The sequence below is a fragment of the Coleofasciculaceae cyanobacterium genome (genome assembly GCA_036703275.1).
Classification (GTDB): domain Bacteria; phylum Cyanobacteriota; class Cyanobacteriia; order Cyanobacteriales; family Xenococcaceae; genus Waterburya.
Genome location: DATNPK010000111.1, coordinates 135,462 through 159,245 on the forward strand (window position 1 = coordinate 135,462; position 23,784 = coordinate 159,245).

Sequence of the window (23,784 nt, forward strand, 5' to 3'; positions counted from 1 at the left end):
GTAGATAATTGATTATTTTAGTCAAGGCGCGATAAATAACGTACCTTATGAATAATGGTTAAATTTTGCTTCTATACAGCAGTTAATTGCTGATTATTTAATTTCACAGGGGCAGTCAATGCTTCCTCGAGAGTGGCTTTACCTAACTTATTTTCCAAAATCTGCATTACTTCTCTGCCAAAGTCATTAGGGTTCTGCTTCCAGGCTTGAAGACACACTTCGCCAAAGAAAGAACCTAAAGGTTCTGGATTCCAAAGTAGCTTTTTAGCTGTCCAAGGCATTAAGCTCATCGGATTATATCCAGGCTGGAGAACTTTGTTTTCAAAAGCATATTCCTCTAAATGGGTATGAGGTTGCAAACCGATAAAGAAAATAGCTGGTTCTACCTTATCTGCACCAAAAACTGCTTCTAGCTCTCGATGATAGGCAATGGTTTGTCTAATTGTTTCATAAGTTTCGTCAATTACATTAAAAGAATAATTAACTGAAACCAAATCGTTAAACCCTGCTGTTTTTAAATCGCGACAGTTCTGCAACACAGTACGTAGGTTATAGCCCATACGCATTTTACGTACTAGTTCCTGAGAACCGCTGGTAATACCAATTTCAAAGTAGTTCATCCCTGTTTTGACCATGAGTTTAGCCAGTTCAGGGGTAACATTGTCAGCGCGGATATATGCTGCCCAATGAATATCTTCCATGCCCGAATCGACAATTTTCTGTAACAGCTCTATCGCATCAGGAATATATTTTTTAGCAGGAATAAACTGAGCATCGGTAAACCAGAAATTGCGAATTCCTCTATTATAGAGCTGGCGCATTTCTTTAACTACTTCGTCAGCCGGATTAATTCTTACCTGTTTTCCCTCTACTACTGTGTAAACGCAGTAGCAGCAGTTATGAGGACAGCCTCTTTTGGTTTGTACTCCCAGATAAAAATCGTTTTCCTGAAGATAGTAGTCAAATTCAGGCCACACTTTAGCAATATAATCGTAGTTACAGGCGGTTTTTTCAATCGGGGTAGGCCATTCGTGGATCAGCTTTTCTCTGATTTGGTTTTCTCCCACTACGTAACAGCGTTCATCACGAAACTCTCGGTTGCTTAAGATTTTTTCTAATAATTGTTCTCCTTCACCTACGGAAACAATTGTACCTTTGGGCAACTGTTGTTGTAATTGCTCGTAAAACACGCTTACAGCACCACCACCCACCACAGCACGAGCTTGTGAATAATATTTTCTGGCTCGATTTAAACCTCGCTTAATTAGGCTGTTATTGCGCCATAGTTCGCCGTAATAGGCTGTAGCTACTTTAAAACCACCCAATGCCCCCCGTAATCTGATCAAAGGATTTTTAGCATAATAAAATTCAAAAGCGTTTTGTAATGGATTTCCGCCTCTACCACCTACTGGAGCATAAATTTGAATATCTCTCCAAGAGAATACCAGTAAAGATGGCTGAAATTCATCAATACAACGATCGAGAGCGCGATTAAAATCTAATGGTGGAACTGTACCAAGGTCAAAAATTCTTTGTTCGATCTCAGGAAAAAACTTATGAACATGGTCGCAAAGATACACCACTCCAATCGGGAATATAGGGTTACAGGGAAGACGAACATAAAGAATTCGCTGAGTCATAGCTAAGTATTATTGTTAAATTTTGCAAGCTTTATGAGTTTATATGAAGATTAGAAATAGATTTTTGGTTTTCAACGATAATAAACTTTTCATATAACTTAACTTTAGCGAGATTAGCTGCTAGGATCAACCAAAATTAAAGAATTTCAGGAAATTACTTTATTTAAGTCCAAGATAAATTAGGACATGAGCCTCAATAAAATAGTCTGAATCTACTAGAGATCGAGATTAACAATTATGAATTATGAGAATTCAACTCATAAAATACTAGTTTTCCTCAAAAATAAAATCTAACTAAGCTTAAACAGTATTTTTTTTTATAAGTACTCAATCAAAGATTAGATAAATATCTATCGGTAGCTTGTTTTACAGCTAATAGGGATCGGGAAATGTTAGCTTGTGTACATTGCTCAGAAAATTAATTTATTTAACATTCTTCAATAGTTATGTCTCAAATCTTAGATCCTCTACCAAATAATGAAAACAACAGCATTCTTTGTTGCTACGTAAACGCTACAAGCAGAATTCAAATAGCTCGGATCACTAACATTGCTAACTGGTATTTTGAGCGAGTCGTGTTTCCAGGTCAAAGATTAGTATTTGAAGCAAATTCCAGCGCCATTTTGGAGATCCATTGTGGGATGATGGCCAGTGCTATATTGTCTGATACAATCCCCTGCACTAAGCTCAAATTGCACAAAAATGGAGAGGAGCAGTCTCTGCCAAAGAAGCAAAAGGTGACAAATATTGAGCAGGCAAGAAATACAGCCGTAACTAATTCGTTAAACAGCTCTGAGGTTTCATCCTCAATCAATCTGGCGGTTTGAAAGTCAATAATAAGCCACTAGTTTTTTAAGTAATATTGAAGATAATTGTTGGGGTTGTAAAGATCGCCAACCCCATTATTTATATTGATTGGTAAGATTAAAATATTATCAGTACAAAGTAATACCTGATTAGTAAATTTGGACTTACCATCTTTTCTTTGGCTCTGGAAGATTGCTGCTTGGGCAATGGGCGGTGCGATCGCCTTTTATCTGATGCTTCTCGTTTCAGGAGCTTTAATGTTTTATAGTCGTGTTACTAAAGTTGGTCGTCCGCCTTGGCTGCGAAATGCACATTACATCGGCGGAATAATTATTGTCTTTCTAGTTTTATTGTTGCTGGCGATCGGCGTAGTTGGAACAGTTGGATATTACGGCAGCTTAGGACATTCTACGCATTTGTGGGCTGGTTTGTTCGTGGTGGGTCTAATTTGTCTTTCCGCTTGGAGTGCTAACCAGATTGATGTCCGTAATACTTGGGCGCGATCGCTCCACATTTCAGTCAACGCCGTGCTGTTTGTCGGTTTAGCCTATGTATCTTGGACAGGTTGGGAAGTGGTGCAAAAATATTTATAAATTTCTGTCGAGTCAACTGATTCACATTGTTACCTGGCGGCAATCTTGGTTACTTCCACATAAATAAAGGAGGTAAATCAGAAAAAACTGACAATACCTCCTTAAATACGGCAATTTACCTTAAGAATGTCTAAATTAGCAGTTTGCTTTTATCAAACTAGAATTTGAAGTTGGCTCCAGCTTCTATTGAGAAAGCATTAAAGTTTTTGTCTTCAGTCTCAGAAACAGTGCCACCTTGACCAAATTGGGTTGTTTCGATCGCACTAAAAGCATTGAAGTATCTTGCTTGAGCAATAATGTCGATGTTATCTGAAACAGGATAACCAGCACCAGCCTTGACTTGCAGAGCCAATCCAGTTCCTGAGTCGCTATCGTCTAAAGCATCAGAAAGATCGTCGCCAAAATTAATTCCAGCTAGACCAATACCAGGACTAGCAAATACATATATGCTTCTATCGTTATTTGGGTCAATAGTATAAGTAAATCTGGGATTAACGAAAAAGCCATAGGAGGTATAGGATGAATCAAAAGGTTCGGCACCACCGCCAAAAACGAACGCTTCTATATCGGCACCAATTAGCTCGCTAAACTGATAACCACCGTAGACGCTACCACCAAATCCACTACCAGGATCGACTGTCTCTAGATTAGTTACATTACCTGGTCCTTCTACTCCTACCTGAAAATCATCGATTTCACTGGGAAAAAATACTCCAAGAGTTCCACCTGCATAGTATTTACTATCAAGGCTACTACTACGAGTGCGGCGAGGTCTAGTTCTTCTTGTTTGAGCAACTTTATCGCCATCGGATTGTTCGTAATTAACCTGAAAATCGTTACATTCTGCACCAGAGTCACAGGCAACCTGATAGTTTTCGTAGTCATTTACATCTTGCGCCTGAACTGCTACGGGAAGACCAGTAGCCAAAATAGTTGCTAGAACAACAGTTTTAATATTCATATTCAATCACACCACGTATTGATTGTTCTTTGGTATAGCTGATTAAGCTAAGTAATTAATAGTAACTAACTTTGTTTTTTTAAGGTTCTTTCAAGAGACAGATTTTTAACTGGCAGTTTTGGCTTTTTAAGTCAGGAATAATTAAGCTTAAGGTTTATCGAGAATAAAAAGCAATAGATTGGATTTAAGTCAATAATTCCGATAATTCTGTTAAATAATTAATTTATGCTTTCTCTTTCATAAATATTTTGCATTTATTGATATATAAGGGAATTGAACTTATTTTTTTCAAAAAACTGATGCACTCAAGATTTGAAATTCGCCAAGCGATCGCCAAAGATGTACCGCAGATATTTAGTCTAATCCAGGCATTAGCAGAATACGAAAAATTGAGCCATCAGGTTACAGGTACAGTCGAAAACTTACACGAAGATCTATTTGGTAGTCGAATTTATGCTGAAGCGATTATTACAGAAATAGAGAGCAAGATGGTTGCTTTTGCCTTATTTTTGCCTAACTACTCAACATTTCTGACTAAACCTGGTATTTATTTAGAAGATTTATTTGTGTTACCAGAATATCGCCGTCGAGGCATTGGTAAAGCAATGTTGGCTTATTTGGGCAAGTTAGCTCTGGATCGAGGTGCAGGACGATTGGAGTGGAGCGTTTTAGATTGGAACGAAAGCGCGATCGCTTTTTATCAAAGCATGGGGGCAAAGGTCTTGCCTGACTGGCGTATTTGTCGCGTCACTGACGATGCTTTGCAGAAGTTAAGCGAAAAATCGAGGTATTAAAATCAACTTTATTTTGTTAAGAATCGATAATTTAAAATCTAATAAAGATAGTTTATAGTTAACTTTTTAGACAATGATTATTTATGAATTGTCTTGCTCAAACTCGCGAGAAATTTTGCGTTCATATTCTCTCAGACTAACCAGCATATTTTCAGCCGATTGATATGTTTGATCGAGAAGTTTGTTTTGTTCTTGTTGATTTTCAAATAAACCTTCGTTGATTAGCTCTAAGCAATCCAATAGGGCATTTAGATTAGTACGAACTTCTGAGGACATATTGCTGTTGGTATGCTGAGCTAATTTTTGGGCGATTTTTTGAGCAAGTTTTTGTTGACGAGATTGCTGGCTAGTTTTAAACTGCATCGAATATAGTCGTTGATAAACATTACTCTGTTTTAGTAGTTCTGCATGAGTGCCTATTTCAATAATCCTACCTTTGTTTAAGACAACAATTTGGTCGGCTTGTTGAGCTAGTTTTAATTGGTTAGTCATAATTAAAATAGTGCGATTGGGCGCAGCCCACGCTCTGCGATCGCAACACAATGATTCAATTACACTTTGAATGGAGTCTGGCAAATTGGAATTGTGATCGAGAATATTAATTGGCTCATCTAATATCAGAATTTCAGGGTTACGTAAAAAAGCTCTAGCCAGACTAATTCTTTGCTTTTGCTCATCACAAAGTACCACTCCCCCTTCACCAACTTGTGTAGCTAATCCTTGAGGAAGCTGACTAATAAATTGATAGATTCTGGCTTTTTTAGCAGCATCAATAATCTCTGCTTGAGTAGCGTTCTTTACGCCATAAGCTATGTTGTATGCTAGAGAATTACTAAACAAAAAAGTATTGCGGCTGACTACGGCGATCGCTCTTCTCAAGTTAACCAGATCGTATTTTTTTAGCTCTATACCATCAAGTAAGATTTTGCCTTCAATCGGATCGTAAAACCTAATTAGCAAGTCAGCCAAAGTAGATTTTCCCGCTCCAGTAGAGCCAACCACAGCAATAGTTTTTCCTAGTGGAATTCGCAGATTAATTTTATCTAGAACTATCTGAGCCTGTTGTGGATAGGCAAAAGTAACCTGTTGCAATTCAATACCTGTTTGCAATTTGGAGAAAGCAATGTTGCCAGAGCTTAAAATAGGTTTATTAGCTTCAGTTAAAAAATTAGCTACTGTTGCCACACTAGAGCGAGTATTAATCAATTGCAGTCTCGCCTGATTAAACTGGCTGACAACAGGTAGTACCCCCAATAAAATAACTAAATAAACTAGAAAGAGAGCAAATTCTTGTATTTGCTGAGGCTGTAAATAATAGCTAACAATAATCAAAAATAAGACCATTATTATTACTGCAATCTCAGTAATTGGTTTAATAATTGTGGAGATTAATTGAGCGTGTAACTGTGTTCGATCTTTCTCTTTAATTGATTTGGTTATAGCACTATATTCGGCGTATTCATTGGCGGCTGTTTTGATTGAGCGAATTCCAGTTAACAACTCAACTATCTGACGAGATGATGAAAATTTTTCAGGCATCGAATTCTTGTTTTTAATAAAAACAAGCAATTTATTAAAATAAAAAGTTAATAGTAGTAATATTAAATTTATTAAAGTCAATTGCCATGAAATTGAAATTAAAACTAGACATACCAAAAAAAATATGAAGGAAATTACTAATATATTTTGAATACTTTTAATAGCCAAGGCAGCTTTTTCTATTTCTCGATTTAGCTTTAATAAAATATCTGCTGCATTGTTTTTATGATAATAATCTAAATCTACTCTACATAGTAAACTTAAACCTTGTGTTTTCATTTTATAAATCAAATACTTGGTGTAGTTAAAGCCAATTATTGTATTAATATAGTTGGCTATTATTTTAAAAATAAAGAGCAAACACATGGTAAAAATTATGCTCACAAACTGACGTTGCGTTTGACCATAAGCAAACAAAGTAAAAAAGTATTTAATATAGATTGGGTAATTAGATGTAGTTATCTGCTCATAATCTTTAAATAAGATAGCTAAAACTGGAATTAATAAAATAGTTCCTATTATATTAAAAGTAGTGCTGCTCAAGCTTAAAATAAAAAAAATAAATATATAGCTAGGCTTTTCTTTAATTTGTTTAAACCAAAATTTATTAGCGGAACTATTAAACATATTAGTTAGGGGTATTTAATCTAAATACTAAAAAACAATCATCAATTGTCAAGGTTAAAGCAGTCTTTGGCGCATCACAGAGCAAAAATATTCAACTTAATGTAGTAAAAATTCTTTAGATCTCGATCGCGCTAATCAGCGATCGCCAATTAGTAATTACACTTTGCGAAACTAATCGCTCTATACTCTGGCTCTATTTCAACTAGAAGTAAAAGTTTTCGCGTTGTAAACTGTATTGAGATATAAATTACCCGATCTTTTTTTAATATGATGGAATACAGTGCCTAAAAACGTCGAGAGTATAATCCTCAAAATATTGATTCCCAAATGGAAATTAAACGTATTCCTGTTCTATCAAACAACTATATTTTTGTTTTATCCGATCCTGAACGAAAGATTGCCGCAGTAGTCGATCCAGCAGTAGCACAACCTGTAATTGACTATTTAGCCAAAATTGATGCCCAATTAATTGCTATTTTCAATACTCATCACCATTCTGACCATGTTGGCGGAAACAGACAGTTGGTTAAATATTTTCCCGATCTTTGTGTTTACGGTGGCGTAGAAGATCGAGGAAGAATTCCCCATCAACAGTTCTTCCTAAACGAAGGCGATACGGTACAATTTGCTGCCAGAATAGGTCAAGTATTTTTTGTTCCAGGACATACCCGCGCTCATATTGCCTACTATTTTCCGCCGACAACACCCGAAGAGACAGGAGAATTATTTTGTGGCGATACAGTCTTTGCTGGAGGGTGTGGCAGACTATTTGAAGGGACTCCAGCTCAAATGGTCAATTCTATCGACAAACTGCGTCAGCTTCCTGACGACACTCGCGTCTGGTGCGCTCACGAATATACTCTAAATAATCTCAAGTTTGCTCTTACCGTAGACCGTGAAAATGTCAACCTACAGGATAGGTATCAAGAAGTACAGAAGATTCGGAGTCGAGGACTTGCTACTGTTCCTTCATTGTTGGGTATAGAAAAGCAAACTAATCCTTTTTTGCGTTGGGATACTCCTGCTTTACAAGCTACCGCCAAACTTAATGATCCAGCCAGAGTGTTTGGTCGTATTCGTGAGATGAAAGATCGATTTTGAATTAAATTTGGCTTTAGTTGCGGTTAATTGAGGTAAATTTTCTTAAACTAGATAAGGAAAAGAAACAACATTTTAAGAGAAAATATGACAGATCAGACTGCACGCGATCGCTTTCGCGCAGCTTACGAAAATCGTTACACTTGGGATAGCGACTTTCCTGGCTACACTACTAAACTAGAATTGAAGCAAGCAGACGAATTATATACCGCCGAGATCAAAGTCAACAGCGATCTATCTGTAGAGGTCAATGGTATTGAAGACGAGAAGGTGTCAGAAAGCGTCTACAATCACATGAGAGACGTAATTACTCACCGTAAACGCAACACCTTTGAAAATGCTCACGGTAAAAGCACTTTTACTCTAGGAGAAGAGGATGCTTCTGGCGCGGTGGAAATTTTGGTTAAAGGCGACTCTATGGGATCTAACTATAAGATTCGCGGTACAGAAATTTCTCAGGTTAGCCGTGTTATGGGACCAATGGCATTTGTGATTAACACCAATGAAAGCCTAGATACTGGAGAAGGGTATATTTCTACTGGTTACAACGCTATTTTCCGTGATTCTAAAACCAACGATCTAAAAGCTAAACGCGAGTTTAACGAAAGCTACGAAAAATTAGGTAAATATTACGTTCCTCAACATCAGGTGATTGAATCTATCGACCCTAATCAAGATACAATTACCACTGAATTTATCTTTTCTGAAAGCAAGTTGTTAGAACCTGCTGCGGTAGCATAAATTTCTGCTGTCACACGCTAGGATCAATTTATAGAAATTACAACTTAATTAACTTAATCAACCTAAGCAACCATGGCATTAGCATTAACTCAAGATAACGTAGAAACCGTCTTAGACGAACTACGTCCATATTTAATGGCTGACGGCGGTAACGTCGAACTAGCCGAAATTGAAGGCCCAATTGTAAAATTAAGACTCCAGGGTGCTTGTGGATCTTGTCCTAGTTCAGCAATGACGCTCAAAATGGGTATCGAACGTCGTTTGAGAGAAAAAATTCCTGAAATTGTTGAAGTAGAACAAGTACTTTAATACTCTCGGTAGTTCGAGAAAAGTTCTAAGGTTTGAAAAAACTATATATCGACAACAGGGGATAAAACTATTTTTATCCCCTGTTTTTTAGCTATATCATAATTGTTCGAGCAATTTGAATATCTAATTTTAAGGTGTTTTCCAAATACGCTGATGATAATCTTCTAACTTGGCATAAGGATCGATATTGTCGTCATGATGGTGTCCGTGGTGATGATCGTGTCCGTGTCCGTGTCCGTGTCCGTGTCCATGCCCATGTTCATCTGCTGCTGCAAGACGAAACTTACACATTTCACAGTTCATTGCTACTTGACCTAACTGTGCCTCAATTTCTCGTTCCCTAAATACCTGTAATAATTGAGAAGCAATTCCCATTTCGGGTAAACAGGCAAAATCAATCTCAGGATGCTGTTCTTCTTGCTCAGCAGTGATGTTAAAGATTTTCTCCATCAAAGTTCCCGTAAACAAGAAATAAGGCAAAACAATTACCCGTTTTGCTTGATACATATATGCTCGACGAAAGCCTTCTTCTAAACGAGGATGAGTAATACCGACGAAACAAGTTTCCACTGTCTTGTAGCCACTTCCTTCCCAAATAATTCGCGCTAGTTTACAGACATCACCATTAGCATCAGGATCGCTAGAACCTCGCCCCACAAATAATACTACTGTATCTTTACGGTCTATACTACGAGGATTATGTTCTGGCTGGTCTAATTTTGCCAGGCGATCGCGCCACAGTTCAATAATTTTCGGGGTAATCCCAAAGTGACGACCATAACTAAAATTAATCTGAGGATAAGGCGATCGCGATCGATCTAGTTCGTTAGTAACGTCAAACTTATTGTGTCTGGCTGCAAACAACAATATTGGCAAAGCAGTAATCTCTGTATAACCACGTTCGACACAGGCTTCTACTCCCTGCTGAATTGTGGGTTTAGTTAATTCCAGAAAACAGGGAATTACAGGTCGAGAAGTATCTAATTTTTGGTAGATTGCCACAAAATCTAAGAAAGTCTGCCTGCCGCGATCGTTTCTCGTACCGTGACCAATTGCCAGCAAGGGTCTTTGGTAAGGCAAAGCAGGCAGTTGAAGAGAATTAAGATTTGGTTGAATTAAAGAATTGACCATGAACTATCTGTACCTCGCAGATTTGTTGATTTGATTAGCGATCGCGCTCGGCGGGCATCCTGACTAAGAGATTTTGTTTAGGCTTATCTCATTACAGTTGCGGGACAGCGTTGGATTTGCACCTAACTTTCCCCATTGCTTTTAATGGCTGTTCCCCATTAAAACCGAACGTTGTATAGCCTATTAATACTACCCCTAATTTAAGCTAACTAAATCGAAAATTTAGCTTAAGGTTAAATAAACAAATAAATAGACAAAGAGTTTGGCAAACAATTACTCGTTCAACCAAACTCTTATAGTGTTCAAAATGTATTTAATTTATTAGTGCAAAAGCATAACCTTGTAGGTTAGACAGTTAGGGAGATTACATGATTCCTAACTGACCGAGAATTCCTTGACCAGTAAAATATTCAACAGCCATAGCTGCAACAAAGCCCAACATAGCTAAACGACCGTTCCAGAGTTCTGAAAATCGAGTAAAGCCGAATTTGTTTTCTTGGTTTTCCATCAGTTGTAACCTTATTAAGAATTTGTACCTACCATTATAAGTAATATAAATTTTTGTTGCAATAAATTTACAAACAGGTCGGTACTAAGGTTATTTGATTAAGAAAAATTGCGCTCAGGGTAATTTATTTAAACTTTTGCTACACGAGCTTGACTAAAATTTTGGCAACCATTGGAAAACGCTTAAGTAAGTCAGCTCAAAGTTACTATGTCGTTTTCAATAGCGTAGTCTACACCTAAATTCAGGCAACCTAAATCGATTACAGTTTTTTGTCTATCCATTGTTTGGCTCTTTTAATTGCATCCATAGGAGTCATGGCGCTAGGAACTGCAACAGCACAACCTCGATCGTGGTTAACCCAGGCTGCATAAATACAATGTCCATCCAATTGATCGCGGTCAATTTGAATTTTGCAGCCACGGTAAGCAAAAGAAAGAATAATCTGAGGATAATGAGGTTCGCTCATAATGTGTCTGTGTTTTACTAAAATGCAACGCCGTAATTAAGATTAAGTAGTTAAATCGGTTATTTTCCTAGACTTCGGCAGTTTTTATCTCGCTCTCTTGCCTCAACAATATTCCAAACTTCTTGCCATCTTTCAGAAATTATGGTCGTCATTTTATTTAATTGCCATTGAGAAACGCGGTTGTTGTGATTATTTTTGACTCTGTTCATGATTTTCTTGAATATAAAATTAAACGGATATTAAAATTAAATATCCTAAATATCCGCCTAGTAATTGATGCCTATGCAGCAGCTAAATTTTGAGCGACAAAATCCCAGTTGACTAGCTTACCGATAAAATTATCAATATAATCAGGACGTTTATTTTGATAATCAAGATAATAAGCGTGTTCCCAAACATCCATAGTTAATAAGGGAATTTGTTCTTTAGTTAAAGGATTATCAGCATTAAGAGTTTTAGTAACTTTGAGGGTATCGCCATCTAGCACTAACCAAGCCCAACCGCTACCAAACTGAGTTGCACCTGCATTTTTGAAAGCTTCGATAAACTGCTCAAAACTACCAAAGTCAGCCTCAATTTTTTTAGCTAATTCGCCAGTAGGAGTGCCGCTGGCGTTAGGTTTCATACAGTGCCAGTAAAAAGTATGATTCCAAGCTTGGGCAGCATTATTAAATAATCCGCTTTTACTTTCATCTTTTGCTATTGCTTTAATAACTTCTTCAATTGGTTTGTTATCCCATTCTGTATCTTTAACTGCGTCATTGTACTTACTGACATACGCAGCATGGTGTTTATCGTGATGAAACTCCAGAGTGCTTTTAGAAATTAATGGTTCTAATGCCGTGTAATCGTAGGGAAGAGATGGTAATTCGTAAGCCATGAGTATTCGTCCTCTCTCAGAAAATATACGTACTGAAGTTGAAGAATATTACAGTCTGTTTGTAGACCCATTAGCTGTAGGCAACAGACTGTGAGCCAATTTTCAACTTCTTTGCTGATAGTAACGTAGTTTTGACTCTTGCCATATCCGCATCCCCAGGAGGGGGAATAGAAAGTATATGGAGACGATGTATTGAGTTGCTCCAGTAAAATATTTTATTGTGGCTACTCACTATTTGCTACTCAATCTCTAGCATTCGCGAAGCAGATGCAACATCAAATAAGAAAGAGTTGGGTAAAAACTTAGATCAAGATTTCGCATTGCCGAAAGGCTTAAGGAAATACTCGAATAGGCAGCTTCTAACTCCAACTCTTATAGATTAAATATTTAATTATCTTGAGAATATTGAGATTTACATCCGTGCTAACGCTGATATTTTAGATTGCATTTCTGGTTGCAAATCTTTTAGCTCATGGAGATGTAGCCATCCTTCTTTTACTAATTGAGCAAAGTCAAAAATAATAGTAGAAGAATTATAGTCATACTTGCCATCTATTTCGTATCTTTTAGTACTCAATAAATCGTGTATATACCATAAATCCTTGAGTTCTGTAATCGAACTAGTGCGATCCCTAACACTGGCGATTAAAGCCGATGTTTCTCTTTTATAGGCTGTTTGCAAAAGTTCTTTTGCTGTACTTTCCTCCATTTTAGATTACTTAATCGCACTTACTTGTACTGGTAACATTAATATTAAATTTTGATTTAATACATAGGTTTTAATTATGGTAATTCTAACATAAAAGCTTTAATTATAACCTTAGTAAAAAATTTATATTTATAAGTAATAAATAGTCGATCGCTTGATTAAATATTAGCGATCGACCAAAAATGTATTTAATTAATTATCTCTCTTTAGTAAGAGAAAAGAAAGTTGGATGTTAATTAGTCGATTAACGATTAGGGGTTGGGTTTAACCAGCTAAATTGAGTAATTCTTTGGGAGATGCTAAAAGATCGATCGCCACAAAGAAAATTTTGTTTTCAGAATTAAGCAAAAATCTCCAGGACATATTCATCCCAACGCCAGCACCAAACCAAGGAGTCTGCACTTTTCCCGTGACTTTAATTTGAGTGTATCCATCTTCAGCCGGTTCAGAAACACCACGCTCTGGGGCTAATTTCAGATTAGGACATTCCTCTTTGAAAAATCTCAACACCGCATCTTGTCCAACAATTGGTCTTTTGAAAGGAGGTTGCAATGCACTATCGGAAATAAATAGTTTAATCAATTCATCAAAATCATTAGCATTTAACAAGTTCATGTAGTTTAATACAGTCTGATTAGTTACCCCTGCAATAGCAACTTCGGTTCGCTTGGACATTTCTGTGGGAGGAGCAACTGGTTCACTTACTCTTTGGAAACTTCCCATTTTAGAAATGTCAAATCCCATATCTAGCACTGTATTTCTCAATACCGTAATTTGTTGACCCGCATCTAACCCTTGGAGGGTTTGCAAGACAGCATTAGCATTGGCTGATAGCTTATAGCCTTTGGGAATAGGAGCAACAATCCCCTTTTCCATCCATTCTCCCAAACGAAACCAAAAGCCTAGCTTAATGTTGGCAGTCCAAGTAGCATAAGTACGGCAAATTGGAGTGTCTGCACGATTCGCTAGATCGCACATTACTTGAGACTGTTGCTGGAAGTTCATCTTCTTAATTTCATCAAGAGTAGGCTCAGCAAATTGCATATTAGCAGCTCCAGGAGCAGCAACTGTAATAGTTTTACCCATCTCTAAATATGCAAACCAAATCCATGCTAATTGGTCTTCTGCACTAAGCTGATTGAATCTAGCTGTTAATGCTGGCACGGCATCAGCAGATAAGGTATCGGGAAATATGTTACGAGCTGAGTCAATAGTAAATGGCATAGATGATCTTCCAATAAGTTATCGTGCAATTAAATTAAACAACGTTGATGATTTCCAACGTTGACTCTATTGTAAACATATACTTAGGAATATTAAAATTTTTTACAAAAATTTCAGTTTTATTTACATAACTTGATTTCTATGGTAGTGCAATAATCATCACTATCTAATTGAAACCAAATCTTTTATCTATTTATTAATTTGTTAAATAGATCTACATCCTCTTCTAATGCCATTGGTGATAGTAACGTAGTTTGGAGCGATCAAAAATACTTATCCTCAGGAGGGGGAAGAGAAAATAAAACTAATCCTGGTTGTTCTGAACAATTAAAAACTGCTGTAAATCTTTAAGCTAAATTCTGGTTAATCTATGATTTTATTGTTATCCTGAATTCTGCTTTATTCAGTAATTTGAGCGTATGATACCCAACCAAAAGCCAAATCCTCAGATTCCCAATTGTGCCTGGCAACGTCCCATCGGCAAAGGATGGGACAATCCTTACACTGTTCGCTATGCCAGTAATTTGGATGATGGACCTTGGCATGGAATGCCCCTTGGTGGGATGGGTGCGGGGTGTATTGGGAGATCGACCAAAGGAGATTTTAACCTATGGCACTTAGATGGTGGGGAACATATTTTCAAGTCTCTTCCCGCCTGTCAATTTAGTGTTTTTGAACAGACAGAATCGGCAACTCAGGCTTATGCTTTGTGTACGGAAGCACCAGAGGATAACACTTTATCTCGTTGGGCTTGGTATCCAAAAGAGAAGGGTATGTATAGCGCGCTGTATCCTCGCAGTTGGTTTGAGTATCAAGAAGTTTTTGCGGCAGATATAACCTGTGAGCAGTTTTCGCCGATATGGGCAGAGAATTACCAAGAATCTAGCTATCCAATAGTTAATTTTGACTGGACGGTACACAATCCTACCGATAAACCGATTACTCTAAGTATCATGCTGACTTGGCAAAATACTGTCGGCTGGTTTACCAACGCAATTAAATCACCCACAATTGAGGTGCGAGATGATGGTAGTCCAGAATATGAGTATCAACCTAAATGGCGTGACAGCACAGGAAACTATAATGAGTGGATACAGGATAACTATCGGGTAGGCTGTTTGTTAAATCGGGTATATGCGAAGCGTCGTCCTTTAGGACAGCCTCATGAATCAGTACAAGAAGGAGACGGACAAATTGCGATCGCCTCAGTCTATAATCCTAGCGTGGAAGTATTTTATCTCAGTCGTTGGAATCCTGATGGAGACGGTGCAGAAGTATGGGACTATTTTGCAGCCGATGGCTCGTTACCCGATCTACAAAATGAAACCCCAGCCGATCCTGGTGAACAAATTGCCTGTGCGATCGCAATTCGGTTTAAGATCGAGCCAGGTAAGACTAAGAAAATTCCCTTTACTTTAGCTTGGGACTTGCCTATTACTGAATTTAAGCAAGGCATTAATTATTATCGTCGTTATACAGACTTTTTCGGGCGCAATGGTAAAAATGCCTGGAGTATGGTTAGAACTTCTCTCAAGCATGGTGAGATGTGGCGGGAAAAAATCCAGGCTTGGCAACAGCCAATTTTGCAACGGGATGACTTACCCGACTGGTTTAAGATGGCGTTGTTTAACGAGCTATACTTGCTGGCTGATGGTGGTACTCTCTGGACAGCAGCTACTGAAAACGATCCTGTAGGGCAGTTTGGGGTATTGGAGTGCATGGATTATCGCTGGTATGAAAGCCTAGATGTGCGCCTGTACGGTTCATTTGGCTTGATGATGTTGTGGCCACAATTAGATAAATCTGTTTTAGAAGCCTTTGCCAGAGCCATTCCCGATCATGATGATACACCGCGCACTGTAGGTTACGATCGCTCTAGTGCCATCAGAAAAGAAGGTGGTGCAACGCCTCACGATCTGGGCGCACCAAATGAACATCCGTGGGAGGAAACTAACTATACTTCCTATCAAGATTGTAATCAATGGAAAGATTTACCCAGCGATTTTGTCTTGCAAGTATACCGAGACTATCTGCTAACAGGCGCTCGAGATACTGACTTTCTCTGGGAATGTTGGCACAGTATTACTCAAACCTTGGCATATCTTAAGAAATTCGATCGCGACAACGATGGCATTCCCGAAAATTCTGGCGCACCCGATCAAACTTTTGATGACTGGAAGTTAAGAGGCATAAGTGCCTATTGTGGCGGTTTATGGATAGCCGCCTTAGAAGCAGCAATTAAAATCGGTAAAATTCTGAGCGACAATCCGCCGACAAACCCCAGTCTACAAGTATCGGACTTTTGTGCAGGTATCGAAAATACGATTGATAACTATCATAGTTGGTTAGAGCAATCGCGATCGCTCTATCATAATGCTTTGTGGAATGGCGAATACTATCGTCTCGATACCGAAAGTGGTTCAAATGCAGTGATGGCAGATCAACTCTGTGGACAATTCTATGCTCGTTTATTAAATTTACCTGACGTAGTAGAAGAACAATACATTAAGTCTACTTTAAACAAAATTTATGATGCCTGTTTTCTCAAATTTCATCACGGCAAATATGGCGCAGCCAACGGCGTTTTACCCGATGGAAGTCCAGTTAATCCCAATGATACCCATCCCCTAGAAGTCTGGACAGGAATCAACTTTGGTTTGGCTGCTTTTATGATTCAAATGGGTATGAAAGAAGAAGCTTTCCAACTAACAGAAACTGTAGTTAAGCAAGTATACGAAAATGGCTTACAGTTTCGCACTCCTGAAGCTATTACCGCAGTTGGTACTTTTAGAGCGAGTCATTATTTAAGGGCGATGGCAATTTGGGGTATTTATGGTGTTTTGACTGATTGGAAGTAGGTAAGCGAGGAAAACTCAATTACTCGTTCACTTAAATGCAAGAAATGGACTGAAATTTGGAATTATCTCTTGGCAGCTAATCTATATTTAACTGAGTGTCCAATAAATTGTGATTAATTATGTCAAGCAAAAAATTGTTTTTTCCTGACATAATTAATTAATACTAGATGTCTAGTGTTAATTAACTTTAAATTAAGAAAATTAATAATCTTTGTAGTAGGTTGGGCAAAGTAACTATAAGCGAAAAACGTTTCAGGATGAGCTTGCTTGCTCACCAATAAATTAATGTTGATTATCAGACATGGATAAACAAGGGCAATCGCTTATAATTAAAATCTTAGTAAAAGTTTTAGTGCGATCGCCTTTGTATCTAAAAAAATATTTCAAATGACATTGCAAGAAGTCCTTCAACTAGCCAAACAACTAACCCCAATAGATAAAGTACGACTTATTCAACAGCTAACCCCAGATCTAGAACGAGAATTATCCACGATAAAACCTCAACCTAAAAAATCTTTACTGGGTTTATGTGCAGACTTGAGCAAAGCACCGTCAGAATCAGAAATAGAACGAACTCGCAATGAGGTATGGAATAACTTTCCCAGAGAGGATATCTAAATGATTGTAGCGGTGGCAGATACCCACACGATTATCTGGTATTTGTTTAATGATGAGAGACTTTCTAACATTGCACAGCAAACAATTGAAACAGCAGCAGTAGATGGAAATCAAATCGGTATTGCTTCGATTACTCTGGCTGAAATAGTTTATTTAAGTTAAAAAAACCGTATTCCAGAACAGACATTGGAACGTTTAGTAAATGCAATAGATGAAGAAAATAGCGTATTAATCGAAATTCCTTTGGATAAAAATGTAGTTAAAACTTTAGTTCGAGTAGACAGAACACAAATTTCCGATTTACCAGATCGTATTATTGCTGCTACTGCTTTGTACACCAAAGTTGCAGTAATTAGTAGAGACAGAAAAATTAAGTTATCTAATATTCAGACTATTTGGTAATCAAAAAAATTGCGATCGCTATAATTACAGTTGTAGTCAAAATATTAGTGCGATCGCAAATTATAGGAAATAGCTAGTTTTTACTATAGTTAATGATTATGAAGGAAACTAGTTTATGTAGAAACTAGTATTTTTGGCTATCTGACTGCAAGATCGACTGCAAATTTAATTTTGGCAGCTAATATCAAAGTTACCCAAGACTGGTGGGATACTTGTCGTAGTGCTTTTACTGTTTATGCTTCCGAACTTGTAGAGGATGAAGTTGCTAGAGGAGATGAAGCGATCGCGAACCAAAGGCTTGATCTATTGAAACCCATAATGTATCTCGATATCATCGAAGAAGCAGTAGAATTAGCACAAGCATTCTTACAGCAAAGTAATTTACCGTCCAAAGCCTCCAATGACTCTCTGCATATGGCTTTAGCAACAGTTTACGGCTTGGATTACTTGCTAACATGGAATTGCAAACACATGGCAAATGCTCAAATTCAGAAGAAGCTATCGCAAATAAGTTTGCAACTTGGATACGAGTTACCAATAATCTGTACGCCCTACGAATTAATGCAATACAATTTATAACGAGAAAAATTATGTATAAAGACGAAATTATTGAAGAAATTCATAAAAATAGAGAAGAGTACGCTAGATCTTTTAACTACGATCTAAACGCTATATACAAAGATTTAAAAAGCAAACAAAAGGCTCATTCGGACAAGATTGTAAAGCTTCCAGTCAAACAAAAGTTTACTCAATAGTTTAAGTAAATTGAATTAAACCAAGGATAAAAAGCGATCGCTATAATTAAAATCGTAGTAAAAATTTAAGGCGATCGCCTTTCTACTCAATTTGAAAAAATGGTACGATACACGGTACGCATTGAAACTAATTTTGATAAACTCCCGCCACAGATAACACTATAGTAAAACTACCAATCATCTTCTAGCTGCGCTACCATCTCTTCGACTACCTCTGCTTCTTCTCCCTCATCAAGATCTTCATCGCCCCAGGCTTCAGATAATGGCTGTACTACTTTAGAGATCGCATCTTGGACAAAGGATTTGACAAACTCATCCCGCCGACTGAGTTGAAACTGTTGCTGCACGACTTCTGTTATGCCCCCGTCTCCCCAATCAAGATTGCGCCTAAAATATTCAATAAAGCTTTTACCTGCAATGCGAGTTAGGTAGGCGGCAGATACAGCTTGAATCGCTTTACCGACAATATAAGTGGCAAAGTGGAACTGGAGGGCTTTAGCTAAGATATCTACCGCACCTTTGACTACGCCCAAGCTAACCAAAGTTTTACCGAGAGATAAGGCTAATTCTTTACCTTGTTCGAGATCGAGTTCAATATTATAGATTCTGCCGATTTCGATTACCATTTGGGCATTAACCGCAGCGGTAGCTAACATATCGACTACTGGTACAGGAGTTACCGCAATTACGCCCGCGCTGATCCACTGATAGCGAGCGATTATTCTATCTGATTCTCGACGACGCTGGTTCTCGATAATGGTGCGGGCTTCTTCTCCCAAGCGATGAGACTGAAGCAAAATGTTATCGGCAATTAAATCTTCTCCCTCTGCCCGCAATACTGCCACCAGTCTTTTGATCAACGGTAAGATCTCTACAGGAGGCTCGATAATTTCTCCGCTGGCTAGCTGAACTGGTTGGGGGTTGGCGCAAATAGCCGTTACGTCACTAGAAGAGATAAAGGGCTTGACTCTTTCTTTCAGTCTGCCCAGGATTATTTCTCGATCTTCATCAGTATAAAGATCTGTTTTATTAAAGACTAACAGCGATCGCTTACCGATTTCTGCTAAAGTTCTTAAAGGCTCGTATTCTGACTGGCGCAAATCATTATCCACGGTAAAGACGAGTAAGTCTGCTTCTGTAGCTAGCTGTTTGGCTATTTTTTCCCGTTCTGTTCCCGCAATTCCCGCTTCTAAGATACCAGGGGTGTCAATAATTAAGATTTCTCTACCTACTCCTTTTAGTTTCAGGCTATAGGTTTCTCCTTGGGTAGTTGTTCCCATGATGGGGTTGGTTTCTCCCACGATTTCGCCCACCAAAGCATTAACTAAAGAGGTTTTTCCTGCCGATCCTGTGCCAAAGATAACTACCTTGACTTCCCCTCGCTGGAGATTCGCCTCAATTTGTCGAGATCTACCTAATAAAGCTTTTTGGGCAATTTTGTCCTGTATTTGCCCTACCTGCTGTTTTAATGCCTGAAGATTCTGGGCTGCTACCTGATTTTTTTCTTCTGGAACTCTGATTCGTTTAGTACGGCGTTTATCTTTCTTGCGTCGAGAATTACGGGTAGATTTATTAATGTAATAAACATAGCCTCCCATGATTAACCCGATTAAGACAATTACCAGTAGCAGCAGTAAATTAGCCAAAATGGGGGCGGTAAAAGAGATCTGCATATATAGGTGAGACAAAGATGTCACCAACCAGATCGATAATCCCAGAATGACGCTAAGACCGAGAAATAGAGCTACTATACGAAACAAAGGCATTTGCAGTCGATCAAAACAGAGGTAATCTACCTATATTAGCGACTTTAAATCAATTTAAGAATAATAGCTAAGCATAGTTGCTTATTTATGATAAAAGTGTTTGGTTTATCTTATTCCAGCAAAACAAGACGGTATGATAACCCAATTACTAACTTCGATCCAGTTGAATCTCTGCTTTTTTAATCACTCGATCTCGTTGATTATAGTTGTCTAATTAGCGATTAGTAGCGATCGCGCTCTTGCCATTATCATCTAGCTTAAACCCAGGCTGATAAAGCTATTCATCTTACATACCCATATCTTGCATGAAAAGTAGCCATAATAAAATAGCTTATATTACATATATTTTAATTGCCTTAAATTTACTGATATATGCCTTAGAAATCAAATTGGGTGGCAGTCAAAGCGCTTTTGCATTGGAACGTTTGGGCGCATTAATTCCCCAGAAAGTTCTAGCAGGAGAATGGTGGCGGTTGATTGGAGCTAATTTTCTACATTACGGTTCATTTCATTTGGCAACTAATATGCTGGCGCTTTTTTTTATTGGGCGTTTGATTGAATTGAGCTTGGGAGCAAAATATTATCTAACTATATATTTATTCAGTGGTATTGGCTCAATGCTCACTTTTACGCTACTAGCTTTTAGGTTGGGTTTAGACAATGCTTTTTTAGTCGGCGCGTCAGCAGCAATTATGGGGCTGATCGGCGCAATTTTGGCGATATCGCTCCAGATTTGGTTAAAAAAAAGATATTCACCTACTGCAAAACGCCGACTGCTACAAATTATTTTGATCATCATCATTCAATTTATTTTTGATAACATAATTCCCCAAGTAAGTTTTCATGCTCATCTGTTTGGCTTTATCATTGGTTTTTTGATTAGTAGTGTTTTGGTATTTATTAAATTTAATTTAGAAGAGGCTTAAAGGATTGACGGATCAGATTAGAGTTACGGGAATATTGCTGCTGGTTATAACTTGTTGAGCTATTGAGCTAAAAGAGCTATTGTCCCAAGGCTGGGAATTGTTTTTAGCTAGAGTAATAGCTGTAACTTTGTATTCCTTAGCAATACGTAGTATTTCCTCGGATATTGGCTTAGATGTGTTTTGCGTGGTAATTATCAGTTGATAAGGAACATCTGCCAACAATTTAGCCATTAGCAAGTTTAGTCTATCTGTATTAGTCTGATGAGGGTTATTGGTGACATCAAGAATAACGACCGATCCGTTGGTTCTGCGTGTAAGATCGGCTACCTGGGTTAAAACTGCGATCGCACTCTTGAAGCTATGAACCGCACCTAAAATAACTGTTGGGGTAACTAGATTAGCTTTAGTCGGATCTACCTCATCTTTGGTGAGTAGTTTGGGAGCAAAAGTAGGTATTGCCCAAGCTCCTAAAGGGGCAGTAATCAAAATAGATAAAGCGGTGATCGCCAAAATAATCTCGCCTCCTGGTATATTTAAACTAAGAGGAATTGCACCAATAGCAGCCTGTACCGTAGCTTTAGCGGAATTTCCAGGTAAGAGAAATAACTTTTCCCGCCAATTCCAGTTACTACCTAATGTAGCTAGATACCAGCCGATTGTACGACCAAAAATCAAGCCAAGGACAAGCAAGATAATTCCTGGCAACAACACATTTGATAAAACCTGTAGCTGAATTGTTGCTCCCATTAAGACAAAGAGAAAAATCTCTGCCACAATCCACAGATGATTAAATTCCTGACGCAAGCGACGTGCCAGGGGAGGACTAAATTCAATCAGAAAAAATCCCATCGCCATTACGGCTAAGTATCCAGAAAAGTAAGGGAAACCAGAAGCAAGTACCACTAATAGCAATGCTATGGTGGCAGCAATCAAAGTATCTTGAACGCTATTTTGCGTCCACTTTTGCTTGATAGTGCAGAAGACAATTAATTTGGCTGCCAAATAACCAAATATTACCCCGAGAATAATTTGGGCGACTATCTGAACAGGTAACAACCATAGCCCATTACTGGTAATAGTTCCCTGAGTTAAAAAATTTAACAGCAAGCTAAACAGCAACAAGATTAAAACATCGGACAAAGCACTCCCCGTCAAAATGGCATCGGCGATTCCTTTAGATACCCCCCAACCCAGGTTTTTAAGACGCAACATTCCTGGGACAATTACCGCAGGAGATTCGGCACCAATGACGCAGCCTAATAACAAACCTGTTGCCCAGTCAAACTCAAATAGCCAAATTGAAATTAGAGAAATGGCGATCGCTTCGGTCAAAGCAGGCAAAAAACCCAAACGCAAAGCAACACTACCCTGTTGAGCTAGCTTATCGCGATCTAATCCTAACCCCGCTCGCATCAAGATTACCATTACGGCGATCGTTCTGAGATCATCTGCCAGATCTAAAACCTGCTGAGTAATTAAATTACTTATCTGCGATCCTAATAAGATGCCAACGAGCATCATCCCCAGCAAAGGAGGAGCTTTCAGTTTACGGGCAAATTGACCACCCAGAAATCCGAGTAATAGAATTAAACCCAGACTAAACAATAAATTGTCAGGCATTTTGTCGATTAACTAACGATACGCCCAATATTACTAAACCTCCGCCGAAAAAGCCGATGCCAAAACTGCACTCTTTGCCCAAACAAACTATCAAAAATATTTAGCGATCGCAAAACGCTCAAATCCACCAAGTTAATTGTCAAGAGAGATAATTATGAGGGATTTCGTCGCTGGCTCTATAGTTTGATTTAAACTTGGTTATATTTTTATTACTCGTAATCTCAAGTGAATTATCGTAATCCTGCACCAACTGTAGATATTATTATCGAATTGATCGATCGCCCAGGACGACCAACTGTTTTAATCGAGAGAAAAAATGAACCTTTTGGCTGGGCAATTCCAGGAGGATTTGTTGATTATGGAGAGTCGATTGAAACCGCAGCGATTCGCGAAGCCGAAGAAGAAGTAAGCCTAAAAGTAGAACTGATCGAGCAGTTTTATGTTTATTCAGATCCGCAGCGAGATCCACGTCAACATACTCTGGCGATCGTTTTTATCGCTGTTGCCAAAGGTAATCCTGTTGCTGCTGATGATGCTAAAAATTTGGGGATATTTAATCAATGGGATTTGCCCTCGAATCTCTGTTTCGATCATCACCGCATTATGAATGATTATTGGAACTATCGTAACTATGGTTTAAAGCCAAAAATAAAATAGTTCTTGAGATCATTAAATAGCTAATTTGTATGAGGGTTTTGTAAACTGAAAAATTGCGGTAAACAACAGACAACCCTAAGAGCTAGATAGCGATCGCGTTAGACTTAAACTAACTCAACCACAACCCAGCTTTCAGGGTTGTTCTTTTTTTTGGT

27 protein-coding genes, 1 pseudogene and 1 riboswitch are annotated in these 23,784 nt (G+C 38.1%); of the genes and pseudogenes, 15 read left to right on the forward strand and 13 right to left on the reverse strand.

Translation table 11 applies throughout. The features are described 5' to 3' along the window. Window positions 1-71: 71 nt before the first annotated feature. Window positions 72-1,640, reverse strand: coding sequence for a photosystem II high light acclimation radical SAM protein (locus V6C71_25510; GenBank protein ID HEY9771816.1), 1,569 nt, complete (start codon window positions 1,638-1,640; stop codon window positions 72-74). Between the two features lie 446 nt (window positions 1,641-2,086). On the opposite strand from V6C71_25510, the gene V6C71_25515 reads away from it, so the two are divergent. Continuing rightward, entirely contained in the window at window positions 2,087-2,467 is a 381-nt protein-coding gene (locus V6C71_25515) for a DUF1830 domain-containing protein (GenBank protein HEY9771817.1), read from the forward strand. Window positions 2,468-2,605: 138 nt separating this feature from the next. Further along, window positions 2,606-3,040: a DUF4079 domain-containing protein gene (locus V6C71_25520; protein HEY9771818.1), complete on the forward strand. Its 435-nt coding sequence runs from the start codon at window positions 2,606-2,608 to the stop codon at window positions 3,038-3,040. A gap of 157 nt (window positions 3,041-3,197) precedes the next feature. Here V6C71_25520 and V6C71_25525 read toward each other — a convergent pair whose 3' ends face one another. After that, window positions 3,198-4,001, reverse strand: a complete 804-nt coding sequence (locus tag V6C71_25525) for an outer membrane beta-barrel protein (GenBank protein HEY9771819.1) — start codon at window positions 3,999-4,001, stop codon at window positions 3,198-3,200. A 299-nt stretch (window positions 4,002-4,300) separates the two neighbouring features. Here V6C71_25525 and V6C71_25530 point away from each other — a divergent pair, with 299 nt between their 5' ends. Further along, complete coding sequence (locus V6C71_25530; GenBank protein HEY9771820.1) at window positions 4,301-4,795, forward strand: GNAT family N-acetyltransferase; 495 nt, start codon at window positions 4,301-4,303, stop codon at window positions 4,793-4,795. An 81-nt stretch (window positions 4,796-4,876) separates the two neighbouring features. Here the strand turns inward: V6C71_25530 and V6C71_25535 are convergent, their stop codons facing one another. Beyond that, window positions 4,877-6,961 carry an ABC transporter ATP-binding protein gene (locus V6C71_25535; GenBank protein ID HEY9771821.1) on the reverse strand — a complete coding sequence of 695 codons (2,085 nt, stop codon included), beginning with the start codon at window positions 6,959-6,961 and terminating at the stop codon, window positions 4,877-4,879. Between the two features lie 327 nt (window positions 6,962-7,288). Here V6C71_25535 and gloB point away from each other — a divergent pair, with 327 nt between their 5' ends. The 3 genes from gloB (at window position 7,289) to V6C71_25550 (ending at window position 9,109) form a co-directional block, all read left to right on the forward strand. Then, on the forward strand, window positions 7,289-8,062 hold the full coding sequence (gene gloB / locus V6C71_25540; GenBank protein ID HEY9771822.1) for a hydroxyacylglutathione hydrolase: 774 nt from the start codon (window positions 7,289-7,291) through the stop codon (window positions 8,060-8,062). Between the two features lie 84 nt (window positions 8,063-8,146). Further along, complete coding sequence (locus V6C71_25545) at window positions 8,147-8,800, forward strand: DUF3386 domain-containing protein (GenBank protein ID HEY9771823.1); 654 nt, start codon at window positions 8,147-8,149, stop codon at window positions 8,798-8,800. 72 nt (window positions 8,801-8,872) lie between these two features. Then, window positions 8,873-9,109 (forward strand): NifU family protein, encoded by a 237-nt coding sequence (locus V6C71_25550; protein ID HEY9771824.1) that lies wholly within the window; start codon window positions 8,873-8,875, stop codon window positions 9,107-9,109. Window positions 9,110-9,238: 129 nt separating this feature from the next. On the opposite strand, the gene V6C71_25555 is transcribed toward V6C71_25550, so the two are convergent. From V6C71_25555 to V6C71_25590, 8 genes are all read right to left on the reverse strand, one after another. After that, a complete protein-coding gene (locus V6C71_25555; GenBank protein HEY9771825.1) occupies window positions 9,239-10,240 on the reverse strand; it encodes a sirohydrochlorin chelatase in 1,002 nt (333 codons plus the stop codon). Between the two features lie 31 nt (window positions 10,241-10,271). After that, window positions 10,272-10,424, reverse strand: a riboswitch (cobalamin riboswitch). Between the two features lie 180 nt (window positions 10,425-10,604). Further along, complete coding sequence (locus V6C71_25560; GenBank protein HEY9771826.1) at window positions 10,605-10,748, reverse strand: chlorophyll a/b-binding protein; 144 nt, start codon at window positions 10,746-10,748, stop codon at window positions 10,605-10,607. 259 nt (window positions 10,749-11,007) lie between these two features. Next, window positions 11,008-11,214, reverse strand: coding sequence for a hypothetical protein (locus V6C71_25565; GenBank protein HEY9771827.1), 207 nt, complete (start codon window positions 11,212-11,214; stop codon window positions 11,008-11,010). Window positions 11,215-11,273: 59 nt separating this feature from the next. Next, on the reverse strand, window positions 11,274-11,423 hold the full coding sequence (locus tag V6C71_25570) for a hypothetical protein (protein ID HEY9771828.1): 150 nt from the start codon (window positions 11,421-11,423) through the stop codon (window positions 11,274-11,276). 71 nt (window positions 11,424-11,494) lie between these two features. After that, a complete protein-coding gene (locus tag V6C71_25575; protein HEY9771829.1) occupies window positions 11,495-12,094 on the reverse strand; it encodes a superoxide dismutase in 600 nt (199 codons plus the stop codon). Between the two features lie 70 nt (window positions 12,095-12,164). Then, window positions 12,165-12,326: a hypothetical protein gene (locus tag V6C71_25580; GenBank protein HEY9771830.1), complete on the reverse strand. Its 162-nt coding sequence runs from the start codon at window positions 12,324-12,326 to the stop codon at window positions 12,165-12,167. Between the two features lie 180 nt (window positions 12,327-12,506). Further along, the gene (locus V6C71_25585; protein HEY9771831.1) at window positions 12,507-12,803 is read right to left on the reverse strand and encodes a hypothetical protein; all 297 of its coding nucleotides are present in this window, start codon (window positions 12,801-12,803) and stop codon (window positions 12,507-12,509) included. Window positions 12,804-13,067: 264 nt separating this feature from the next. Beyond that, window positions 13,068-14,027, reverse strand: a complete 960-nt coding sequence (locus V6C71_25590) for an orange carotenoid-binding protein (GenBank protein ID HEY9771832.1) — start codon at window positions 14,025-14,027, stop codon at window positions 13,068-13,070. Window positions 14,028-14,228: 201 nt separating this feature from the next. Between V6C71_25590 and V6C71_25595 the strand changes: the two genes are divergently transcribed. The 7 genes and pseudogenes from V6C71_25595 (at window position 14,229) to V6C71_25625 (ending at window position 18,660) form a co-directional block, all read left to right on the forward strand. Next, window positions 14,229-14,378, forward strand: coding sequence for a hypothetical protein (locus V6C71_25595; protein ID HEY9771833.1), 150 nt, complete (start codon window positions 14,229-14,231; stop codon window positions 14,376-14,378). A 68-nt stretch (window positions 14,379-14,446) separates the two neighbouring features. Then, entirely contained in the window at window positions 14,447-16,885 is a 2,439-nt protein-coding gene (locus V6C71_25600) for a GH116 family glycosyl hydrolase (GenBank protein ID HEY9771834.1), read from the forward strand. 387 nt (window positions 16,886-17,272) lie between these two features. Next, window positions 17,273-17,503 (forward strand): hypothetical protein, encoded by a 231-nt coding sequence (locus V6C71_25605; protein ID HEY9771835.1) that lies wholly within the window; start codon window positions 17,273-17,275, stop codon window positions 17,501-17,503. Further along, window positions 17,504-17,665: a hypothetical protein gene (locus V6C71_25610; GenBank protein ID HEY9771836.1), complete on the forward strand. Its 162-nt coding sequence runs from the start codon at window positions 17,504-17,506 to the stop codon at window positions 17,663-17,665. Window positions 17,666-17,689: 24 nt separating this feature from the next. Further along, entirely contained in the window at window positions 17,690-17,905 is a 216-nt protein-coding gene (locus V6C71_25615) for a PIN domain-containing protein (GenBank protein ID HEY9771837.1), read from the forward strand. 123 nt (window positions 17,906-18,028) lie between these two features. After that, a pseudogene (locus V6C71_25620) lies at window positions 18,029-18,484 on the forward strand (type II toxin-antitoxin system VapC family toxin). An 11-nt stretch (window positions 18,485-18,495) separates the two neighbouring features. Next, window positions 18,496-18,660, forward strand: a complete 165-nt coding sequence (locus tag V6C71_25625; protein ID HEY9771838.1) for a hypothetical protein — start codon at window positions 18,496-18,498, stop codon at window positions 18,658-18,660. Window positions 18,661-18,830: 170 nt separating this feature from the next. Here V6C71_25625 and V6C71_25630 read toward each other — a convergent pair whose 3' ends face one another. Further along, window positions 18,831-20,426, reverse strand: coding sequence for a DUF697 domain-containing protein (locus V6C71_25630; protein HEY9771839.1), 1,596 nt, complete (start codon window positions 20,424-20,426; stop codon window positions 18,831-18,833). 305 nt (window positions 20,427-20,731) lie between these two features. Between V6C71_25630 and V6C71_25635 the strand changes: the two genes are divergently transcribed. Continuing rightward, on the forward strand, window positions 20,732-21,352 hold the full coding sequence (locus V6C71_25635; GenBank protein HEY9771840.1) for a rhomboid family intramembrane serine protease: 621 nt from the start codon (window positions 20,732-20,734) through the stop codon (window positions 21,350-21,352). A 12-nt stretch (window positions 21,353-21,364) separates the two neighbouring features. Here the strand turns inward: V6C71_25635 and V6C71_25640 are convergent, their stop codons facing one another. Continuing rightward, window positions 21,365-22,972: a cation:proton antiporter gene (locus tag V6C71_25640; GenBank protein ID HEY9771841.1), complete on the reverse strand. Its 1,608-nt coding sequence runs from the start codon at window positions 22,970-22,972 to the stop codon at window positions 21,365-21,367. 225 nt (window positions 22,973-23,197) lie between these two features. Here V6C71_25640 and V6C71_25645 point away from each other — a divergent pair, with 225 nt between their 5' ends. Next, complete coding sequence (locus tag V6C71_25645; protein HEY9771842.1) at window positions 23,198-23,629, forward strand: NUDIX hydrolase; 432 nt, start codon at window positions 23,198-23,200, stop codon at window positions 23,627-23,629. Window positions 23,630-23,784: the final 155 nt, after the last annotated feature.